This window comes from Streptomyces sp. NPDC056527, from assembly GCF_042794475.1.
Classification (GTDB): domain Bacteria; phylum Actinomycetota; class Actinomycetes; order Streptomycetales; family Streptomycetaceae; genus Streptomyces.
Window position 1 is genome coordinate 1 of record NZ_JBHTTQ010000173.1, and the last position, 8412, is coordinate 8412.

Annotated in this window: 7 protein-coding genes; 6 read left to right on the forward strand and 1 reads right to left on the reverse strand. The window is 70.8% G+C overall.

The features are described from left to right. The first annotated feature begins 505 nt into the window (after nt 1–505). The 4 genes from ACFQ7Q_RS36680 to hutH all read left to right on the forward strand — a co-directional run bounded on the left by ACFQ7Q_RS36680 (nt 506) and on the right by hutH (nt 5896). The gene (locus tag ACFQ7Q_RS36680; RefSeq protein WP_383563134.1) at nt 506–2563 is read left to right on the forward strand and encodes an RICIN domain-containing protein; all 2058 of its coding nucleotides are present in this window, start codon (nt 506–508) and stop codon (nt 2561–2563) included. Between the two features lie 156 nt (nt 2564–2719). Beyond that, nucleotides 2720–3370, forward strand: coding sequence for a hypothetical protein (locus ACFQ7Q_RS36685; protein ID WP_383563137.1), 651 nt, complete (start codon nt 2720–2722; stop codon nt 3368–3370). A 195-nt stretch (nt 3371–3565) separates the two neighbouring features. Next, nucleotides 3566–4273: a hypothetical protein gene (locus tag ACFQ7Q_RS36690; protein WP_383563140.1), complete on the forward strand. Its 708-nt coding sequence runs from the start codon at nt 3566–3568 to the stop codon at nt 4271–4273. 81 nt (nt 4274–4354) lie between these two features. Further along, nucleotides 4355–5896 carry a histidine ammonia-lyase gene (gene hutH / locus ACFQ7Q_RS36695; protein ID WP_383563150.1) on the forward strand — a complete coding sequence of 514 codons (1542 nt, stop codon included), beginning with the start codon at nt 4355–4357 and terminating at the stop codon, nt 5894–5896. 329 nt (nt 5897–6225) lie between these two features. On the opposite strand, the gene ACFQ7Q_RS36700 is transcribed toward hutH, so the two are convergent. Further along, nucleotides 6226–6486, reverse strand: coding sequence for an LAETG motif-containing sortase-dependent surface protein (locus tag ACFQ7Q_RS36700; RefSeq protein ID WP_329116748.1), 261 nt, complete (start codon nt 6484–6486; stop codon nt 6226–6228). Nucleotides 6487–6596: 110 nt separating this feature from the next. Here ACFQ7Q_RS36700 and ACFQ7Q_RS36705 point away from each other — a divergent pair, with 110 nt between their 5' ends. Further along, on the forward strand, nt 6597–6938 hold the full coding sequence (locus ACFQ7Q_RS36705) for a hypothetical protein (RefSeq protein WP_383563144.1): 342 nt from the start codon (nt 6597–6599) through the stop codon (nt 6936–6938). A 194-nt stretch (nt 6939–7132) separates the two neighbouring features. Further along, on the forward strand, nt 7133–8395 hold the full coding sequence (locus ACFQ7Q_RS36710; protein WP_383563147.1) for an Ig-like domain-containing protein: 1263 nt from the start codon (nt 7133–7135) through the stop codon (nt 8393–8395). Nucleotides 8396–8412: the final 17 nt, after the last annotated feature.

The window sequence follows — 8412 nt, forward strand, 5'->3', positions numbered from 1 at the left end:
TGGTGGGCGCCCACCCGCCCGGGGCTTTGCCGGGTACACCCGCGTGGCGGCGAGGCCCGTGGGGCTCGCCTCCTCGCGGCTGCTTCGTTCCCGAACGTGGGGCGGGTGACGTGCCGATCCCGAAGGCCTCCTCGTGCTGGAGCAGTTGCGTGGAGTGCGTCGGGGGCGGTCGGCCCGCTCGCGCGTGGGTGCGGGTGATTCCTCACGGCTTGTGACGGGAGGAATTCAAGAGGTAGTAATTGGATGAATCCCTTACTGAATTGCCGTCAATAGGCCCGCTCTGTCTATCTCGATTCGATAACGAGATCCCCTGAAAAGGTCTGGGCCATTGGGGTGTTCCACTGCAACTTCCTTTATTCTCAATAGAGTTGACTGTTCATCAAATCTTGCAGTAAAGGTAACGGTCAGATATCTCGACGGCCATTCCTGTTTGCCCGAATTCTCCACCGCACGCGTCTGGCAGGCTTCGCGCACCCACTCCTCCGACCAAGGATTTGAGGTGCGCATGACTAGACATCGCAGAAGACGCGAACATCGGCGCAAGCCAAGGGGGTTCATACTCGTCACCGCCGCCGTCGCATCGGCGGCGGTGATCGCCGGAGGTATCGCCTACTCCGGAATAGGGGGCGACGCCCAGGCGGGAACATCCGCCGGGGCAGAGGCATCCGCACAGGCCGGACCCGCGACGGACACCCTCGCGCCGGCCGCCGCCCCGGCCAAGGACGAGGCGCCGGAGCCCATCGTCGACGTGCCCGCCAACGACGCCGCGCGTGGGATGGTCTACGACGGTCTCAAGGCGGCTGACAAGGGTGACCGCTGTGCGGGCGTCTACCGCACCGAGGCGGGGCTGTGCTCCCACGGGCCCGACGCCCCGCCCAAGGGCGTGGACATCACGGTGGACGTGGCCCCCGCGGTGACGACCAAGGCGCCCGCGGCCGACCCGGCCAAGCCCGCGGCCGCCACGGAGGGCGGCGGGCGCCCCCAGGACGCGCCCGCCGCCGACGCAGGCAGTGCCAGGACCGGGGCCGCCGCGGCCCCGAAGCCCGCGGCCTCGTCCGGTAGCCAGGCCGTCGCCGCGGGCCCTGCGGGCCAGACCGTCCAGTGCGACGGAGACGGAAGCACCGGCAACCGCGTACAGGTCGTGTACGTGCACGGCTCCGACCGCGACCGGTACGCCGAATACGTCGCCTCGTTCCGCAAGTGGGCCGCCGACGCCGACCTCATCTACTCGGCCAGCGCCAAGGAAACCGGCGGTGTACGTCACATCCGCTACGTGACCGCGGCGGACTGCACGCCGACCGTGCTCAACATCGAGCTCCCGTCGTCCGCGCTCGCCGAGTTCAGCGCGACCAACAGGGCGCTTGCCGGCAAGGGCCTCGACCGGCGCGACCGCAAGTACATGATCTTCGCGGACACCAAGGTCTACTGCGGCATCGGCACGTTCGCCGGTGACGAACGACCGGGCCAGAGCAATCAGAGCAACTTCGGCCCCTCCTACGGGCGTACCGACGCCGGCTGCTGGGGCGGTCACACCGCGGCGCACGAACTGGGCCACAACCTCGGCGCGGTCAACAACAGCGCCCCCAACACCAGTCGCGGCGCACACTGCACGGACGAGTACGACGTCATGTGCTACTCGGACACCCCGTACTACCCCACGATGCGATACGTGTGCTCCAACCAGGCGGCCGAGAACATCCTGGACTGCAACCACGACGACTACTTCCATACCAGCCCCAGGGCCGGCAGCTACCTGGCCACACACTGGAACGTCGCCGACAACCAGTTCCTGATGCGTTCCGGTGGCGGCACAACCCCCGACCCGGGCCCCAGCCCGACGCCCACACCGACCCCGACGCCCACGAAGCCGACCGGCGGTCCAGCGGTGACGGCCGGTCAGATACAGCCCACGGCAGCCGTCGTGAGCTGGCCCAAGGTCGACGGCGCCGTCTGGTACCAGGTCCTGCTGGACGGCAAGCACCTGACCTGGGTCCAGTCGCAGTCGTTGCGCATCTACAACCTCCGGCCCGGCACCGCCTACAAGGTCGCCGTCTCGGTCCGCGACGGGTCCGGCCGTGACAGCGGGGCAGGAAGGGAGACCTCCTTCCGTACGGCCGACGCGAGCGGCGGCACGACCACCCCCGGCACCCGCTACACCCTCGGCAACTCGGGCACCGGCATGGCCGCCGAGGTGTGGGGCGGACGCTCCGCCGACGGCACGGTGCTCGTCGGTGCGCGCGCCAACGGCTACGCCCAGCAACAGTGGCTGTTCGACGATGCCGGCGGCGGGCTCGTCCGCCTCCGCTCCGCGGTCTCGGGCAAGTGCCTGCAGACGGGAGGCGCCCCCGCCGCGGGCATGTGGGCCGCCCAGCAGTCCTGCGGCGACATCGCCACGCAGAAGTGGAAGTTGTCCAGCCGCGGCGGGGCGATCACCGTGACCGACCCGAGCGGCGCCTACGCCCTGACGGTGAGCAACCGCCCGTACTACGGGAGCTGGCTGCTCGACCTCCAGCGCGTGAACGGCCTCGCCACGCAGGCGTGGACGGTCCAGAAGGTCTCCTGACCGGCCGTCGGACCGGGGCCCGCGCCCCGGTCACCTGATCCGGCGTCGGTGGACGGCGACCGCGCGCGACCGTCCACCGACGCATAGGTTCCCCCGCGGTGCGTCCTCACCGCATCACGTTCCCACCGCATCTCACGCACCAGGAGCACCGCAACGATGCGTACACGCCACGCTTTCCGTGCCTTCACGGGCCTCGGTTTCCTGCTCATGCTCTTCGCCCAGGCCCTGGCCATGCCGTCCGCCGTACGAGCCCACGGCGATACCGTCAAGGTGGTGGTGACCGGGCAGCGGGACGGCCACATCATGACCGAGATCACCTGGGAGAACGACGGGGACGCAGTCGAGGAGACGGTCGCTGCCACGGTGAACGCGACCAGCATCGACCGGACCCGCTCCATGGGGCCGTGGCGACTGGTCCGCGTCCCCGGCACGCGCGCCGGCTGGATGACCGCGGAAGTCCTCGCTCCCGGTACCTGGAAGGTCACCGTCGACGTGGGGTTCCCCTCCCTCGGCCACGGTGAGGCGGAGGTCGCCGTTCCGGTGGTCGACCCGGTGCCGCCCGGCTCCCTCACCCCCACCGCGTCCGTGCCCGCCCCGGTCCCCTCCGCGTCGGCGCCGCCCTCCGCCGCACCTTCCTCGTCCGCGACACGTCCGGCCGATCCGCCGTCGCCCTCGTCCGCCCCGGGTGTGGCCACCGACGGTGGTGACGGTACGGGCTGGTGGACCACGGCCGGCCTGGCCGGGATCGCGCTCGTCGGCGCCGCCGTCGGCCTGTGGCTGCGGCGGGCCCGCGCCGGCAGGCACTGAGGGCGGGGCTCCGCAGGACCGCGGGGCATGATCCACCAGGTGTACGGCCGCCTCGCGGGGACGCGGCGCCCGGCCGTCCGGCAGCCGGTCTGTCCCGGGTGCGTAACGAGGTTCGCCGGGCCTTGGACGCCGGAGGGCGCCCCGCGAGACCATCTGCTGCTTTCGGCGTGGTGCCGGGCGGGTGAGGGGTGGGGCATGAGGCGTGCTGTCGTTTTCGTGGTCGGGGCTGCGCTCGTCGTCGGGCTGACGGCGTGCGGGGAGAAGAACGGCAGCGCCGGGAAGGTGCCGGAGCCGCCGCGTGTCACGGTCACCCCGTCGGTGACGCCGTCCGTCACCGCTCCGACCGCGTCCCCGTCCGTCGTCGCCGAGCCCAGTCCCACGCCCAGCGCGAGCCGGTCCTCGGTCAAGCCCAGCGCCTCGCCTTCCCCCTCCCGGCCCGTGCGCACCCAGGTCACCGTCGTCCCCGTCGCCAAGGGGGGCCGGCTCGTCGTGCGCGGCGGCGGGGCCGCGCAGGAGTTCTCCGTCACCCTGCGCAACGACACCCGGCGGGACTACGCGCGCCTCGCCGTCGGACTCGCCATGGAGCCCAACTGGGAGGAGGGCGGGCCCGCCGACTGGGGTCTGCGCGCCGAGCGCTGGGACCCGGCCGCGGGCCGTTGGCGTGCGGCCGACATCGTGGTCGCCGGCGATGTCGCCGTGCTCTACCAGACCGTCGGCGGGACCGCCCTGCCCCGTGGCGCCGAGCGCACGATCCGGTACCGGATCAAGGCGACGGGGCCGAGGCCGGTGGTCAGCACCTGGCTCGCCGTCGACGCCGTCGTGACCGGGTTGCCCGATGAGGCGCCTGCCGAGGCCAGGCTCGCGGGCCACGGCAGACTGCCGGTCGACATCAACGCTCGGTGATCGGGGGCGCCGGCTAAGGGCCCGTCCGGCGGATGACTAGTGACATGTTGGTCTTCAGTCCGTAGGGTGCTGAATATGGATATGCACACCGTCGTCCTTGGCACGTCCGGCACCACCCCCCAGGACGTCATCGACGTCGCCCGGCACGGCGCCCACGTCGAGCTCTCGACCGAGGCCGTACAGGCCCTTGCGGACGCCCGCGGCGTCATCGACGCGCTCGCCGCCAAGCCCGAGCCCGTGTACGGCGTCTCGACCGGGTTCGGCGCGCTCGCCACCCGCCACATCAGCCCGGAACTCCGTGCCCAGCTGCAGCGCAACATCGTCCGCTCGCACGCCGCCGGCATGGGCCCGCGCGTCGAGCGCGAGGTCGTGCGCGCGCTGATGTTCCTGCGGCTCAAGACCGTCGCCTCCGGGCATACCGGCGTCCGGCCCGAGGTCGCCCAGACCATGGCCGACGTCCTCAACGCCGGCATTACCCCGGTCGTCCACGAGTACGGCTCCCTCGGCTGCTCCGGCGACCTCGCGCCGCTCTCGCACTGCGCCCTGGCCCTCATGGGCGAGGGTGACGCCGAGGGCCCCGACGGCACCGTGAAGCCCGCGGGCGAGCTGCTCGCCGCCGCCGGCATCCGGCCCGTCGAGCTGCGCGAGAAGGAGGGCCTCGCCCTCCTCAACGGCACCGACGGAATGCTCGGCATGCTGATCATGGCCCTCGCGGACCTCGACACCCTCTACAAGTCCGCCGACATCACCGCGGCCCTCTCCCTCGAAGCCCTCCTCGGCACCGAGAAGGTCCTCGAGCCCGAGCTGCATGCCATCCGCCCCCACCCGGGCCAGGGCGCCTCCGCCGCCAACATGCTCGCCGTGCTCAAGGGCTCCGGCCTCACCGGCCACTTCCAGGAGGAAGAGGCCCCGCGCGTCCAGGACGCGTACTCCGTGCGCTGCGCCCCGCAGGTCGCCGGCGCCGGCCGCGACACCATGGCCCACGCCCGCCTGGTCGCCGAGCGCGAGCTGGCCTCGGCCGTGGACAACCCCGTCGTGCTCTCCGACGGCCAGGTCCGCTCCAACGGCAACTTCCACGGCGCCCCGGTCGCGTACGTCCTGGACTTCCTCGCCATCGCCGCCGCCGACCTCGGCTCCATCGCCGAGCGCCGCACCGACCGGCTCCTCGACAAGAACCGGTCCCACGGGCTGCCGCCCTTCCTCGCCGACGACGCCGGCGTCGACTCGGGCCTGATGATCGCCCAGTACACCCAGGCCGCGCTGGTCAGCGAGATGAAGCGGCTGGCCGTCCCGGCCTCGGCCGACTCCATCCCGTCCTCCGCGATGCAGGAGGACCACGTCTCCATGGGCTGGTCCGCCGCCCGCAAGCTGCGCACCGCGATCGGCAACCTCAACCGGATCATCGCCGTCGAGCTCTACGCCGCCGCCCGCGGCATCGAGCTCCGCCGCGGCCTGACCCCCGCCCCCGCCTCGCAGGCCGCCATCGAGGCCCTGCGCGCCGCCGGGGTCGAGGGCCCGGGGCCGGACCGCTTCCTCGCCCCCGACCTGGAGGCGGCCGACGTCTTCGTCCGCGAGGGCAGGCTCGTCGCGGCCGTGGAGCCGGTCACCGGCCCGCTGGCGTAGGGACTCGCCCGGCCGAAACGTGAAGGGCCGCCTCCCCATGTGCGGGGGAGGCGGCCCTTCCGCCGTGCGGGCGTCGGGTGGCCGCTTTCGCCGTACGGGCGGCTCTGTCGCCGTGCGGCCTCAGATCTTCGTCGTGCGCGCGTCGGGTGGCCGGTTCTGCGGTACCGGCTCAGGCGGCCCTTCCGTCGAGCGGGCTCAGGCGGCTCTTCCGTCGTACCGGCTCGGGTGGCCGTTTCCGCGGTACGGGCTCAGGCGGCCGTCTTCGTCGTGCGGGCGTCAGGTGGCCGGTTCTGCGGTACCGGCTCAGGCCGGCCTTCCGGCGTACCGGCTCAGTGCGCCCGGCCGCCGCGTCTCATCGCCAGCGCCACGAATCCCGCTCCCACGGCCAGGAAGCCCGTCCCGCCGATCAGATACGGCGTCGTGTCCGGGCCGCCGGTCTCGGCGAGGCGCTTCTCACCCGCCTCGCGCTCCTGCTGGGTCGAGGTGACCCGCTCCTCGTCGGTCGCGTTCGCGGACGGAACGAACCACAGCGCGAACAGCAGCGTCCCGGCCGCCGTGGCGGTCAGCAGCGGGCGTCGAGCGACGGACACAGAGATTCGATCCCCCTTGCGGAAACCGCGAATTGGTAGGTGCGTCGATGCTAATGAACACAGCGGGTCGCAGGAAAGTCGAGACCCCGCGGAGCCCTACGCTCCCTCGTATGAGCACTTCCGAGACATCACGGTACGTACGGCTTCGCGTGGAAGTCGTCCTGGAGATCGACGGCCCCGAGGAGCTGACAGAGGCGGCCGTCGGCCGCATCGACACCGACGAGTTCATGCCCGAGGACGAGCGCGCGCACGCCCGTTCCGCCGTCCGCGAGGACAGCGCGGAGGCGCTGGCCTACCTCATCGAGCCCTTCGACCTCGTCAGCGAGGTCCCCGGGATCGAGCTGGTCCAGGCCTCATGGAGCAGCGAGGAGGTCGACTACGACCCCGATGCCCAGGAGTGGGACCTCGACGAGGAAGATGAGGTGGACGAGGACGACACGGAACGGGTCTAGCAGGGCGTGGCATCCCTGGAAGCCCCGGTACGGCCGTCCCGTACCGGGGTTTCCCGCCGTACGGAAGCCCGTACGGGAACCGGACGCTCCGCGGCTGCGTGTGGATCAGTGGTGTTCCCCACAAACCCTCCGGTTACGGAACCGGGCAGGGTCTCATGGATGTTTTGACGAGTGTTGGCAGGGATTCGGCGACGATGGAGATGCGTGTGATGACGGACAGCAAGCGCCGCAAGAGCCTGGCGGCCGCCGCCGCGGTGCTCGGCGGCGTGTTGGTGCTCTCGGCGTGCAGCGACAGCGACAAGGGCGGCGCCGCCGACAGCTCCGCGTCGTCACAGGCTCAGGTCGACGAGGCAGCGGCGCAGAAGACGTCGAAGGCCCAGATATCCATCTCGCCCAAGAACGGCACCGACAACGCGTCGATCAACAACGACGCCAAGGTCACCGTCACCAGCGGCACGCTGACCGAAGTGACGATGACCACGCAGGAGGGCACGAGCGTCGAGGGCGAGATGTCCGCCGACAAGCTCAGCTGGAAGCCCACCGGGCAGCTCAAGCGCGCCACCGTCTACAAGATCTCCGCCACGGCGAAGGACGCGGACGGCCTGGAGGCGCACGAGAACACCTCCTTCACCACCGTCTCCCAGGCCAACAGCTTCATCGGCAGCTTCACGCCCGAGGACGGTTCCACCGTCGGCGTCGGCATGCCGGTCTCGATCAACTTCAACAAGGCGATCACCGACAAGAAGGCCGTCCAGGGCGGCATCACGGTGACCTCCAGCAGCGGCCAGGAGGTCGTCGGGCACTGGTTCAACGGCCAGCGCCTGGACTTCCGCCCCGACGACTACTGGACCGAGGGCTCGACCGTCACGCTGAAGCTGGACCTCGACGGCGTCGAGGGCGCCGAGGGTGTCTACGGCGTCCAGCAGAAGACCGTCACCTTCAAGATCGGCCGCAACCAGGTCTCCACCGTCGACGTCGCCACCAAGACCATGACGGTCAAGCAGGACGGCAAGACGATCAAGACCATCCCGATCTCGGCGGGCTCCCCGGAGAACCCCACCTACAACGGTGAGATGGTGATCTCCGAGAAGTTCAAGGAGACCCGGATGAACGGCGCCACCGTCGGCTTCACCGACGACGACGGCAAGGGCGAGTACGACATCAAGGACGTCCCGCACGCCATGCGCCTGTCCACCTCGGGCACGTTCATCCACGGCAACTACTGGGGCCCGGACTCGATCTTCGGCTCCGCCAACACCAGTCACGGCTGCGTGGGCCTGAACGACGTCAAGGGCGCCGGCGACCCGAACCAGATGGCCGCCTGGCTCTACGACCACTCGATCGTCGGCGACGTCGTCATCGTCAAGAACTCCAAGGACAAGACGATCTCGCCCAGCAACGGCCTCAACGGCTGGAACATGAGCTGGTCGGCGTGGAAGGCCGGCTCGGCGGTCTGACCCGTCCCGTACGCACG

Coding starts and splice junctions, on each gene's coding strand:
- ACFQ7Q_RS36680 (WP_383563134.1), top strand. CDS start 506: ATGACTAGACATCGCAGAAGACGCGAACATCGGCGCAAGCCAAGGGGG.
- ACFQ7Q_RS36685 (WP_383563137.1), top strand. CDS start 2,720: ATGCGTACACGCCACGCTTTCCGTGCCTTCACGGGCCTCGGTTTCCTG.
- ACFQ7Q_RS36690 (WP_383563140.1), top strand. CDS start 3,566: ATGAGGCGTGCTGTCGTTTTCGTGGTCGGGGCTGCGCTCGTCGTCGGG.
- hutH (WP_383563150.1), top strand. CDS start 4,355: ATGCACACCGTCGTCCTTGGCACGTCCGGCACCACCCCCCAGGACGTC.
- ACFQ7Q_RS36705 (WP_383563144.1), top strand. CDS start 6,597: ATGAGCACTTCCGAGACATCACGGTACGTACGGCTTCGCGTGGAAGTC.
- ACFQ7Q_RS36710 (WP_383563147.1), top strand. CDS start 7,133: ATGGAGATGCGTGTGATGACGGACAGCAAGCGCCGCAAGAGCCTGGCG.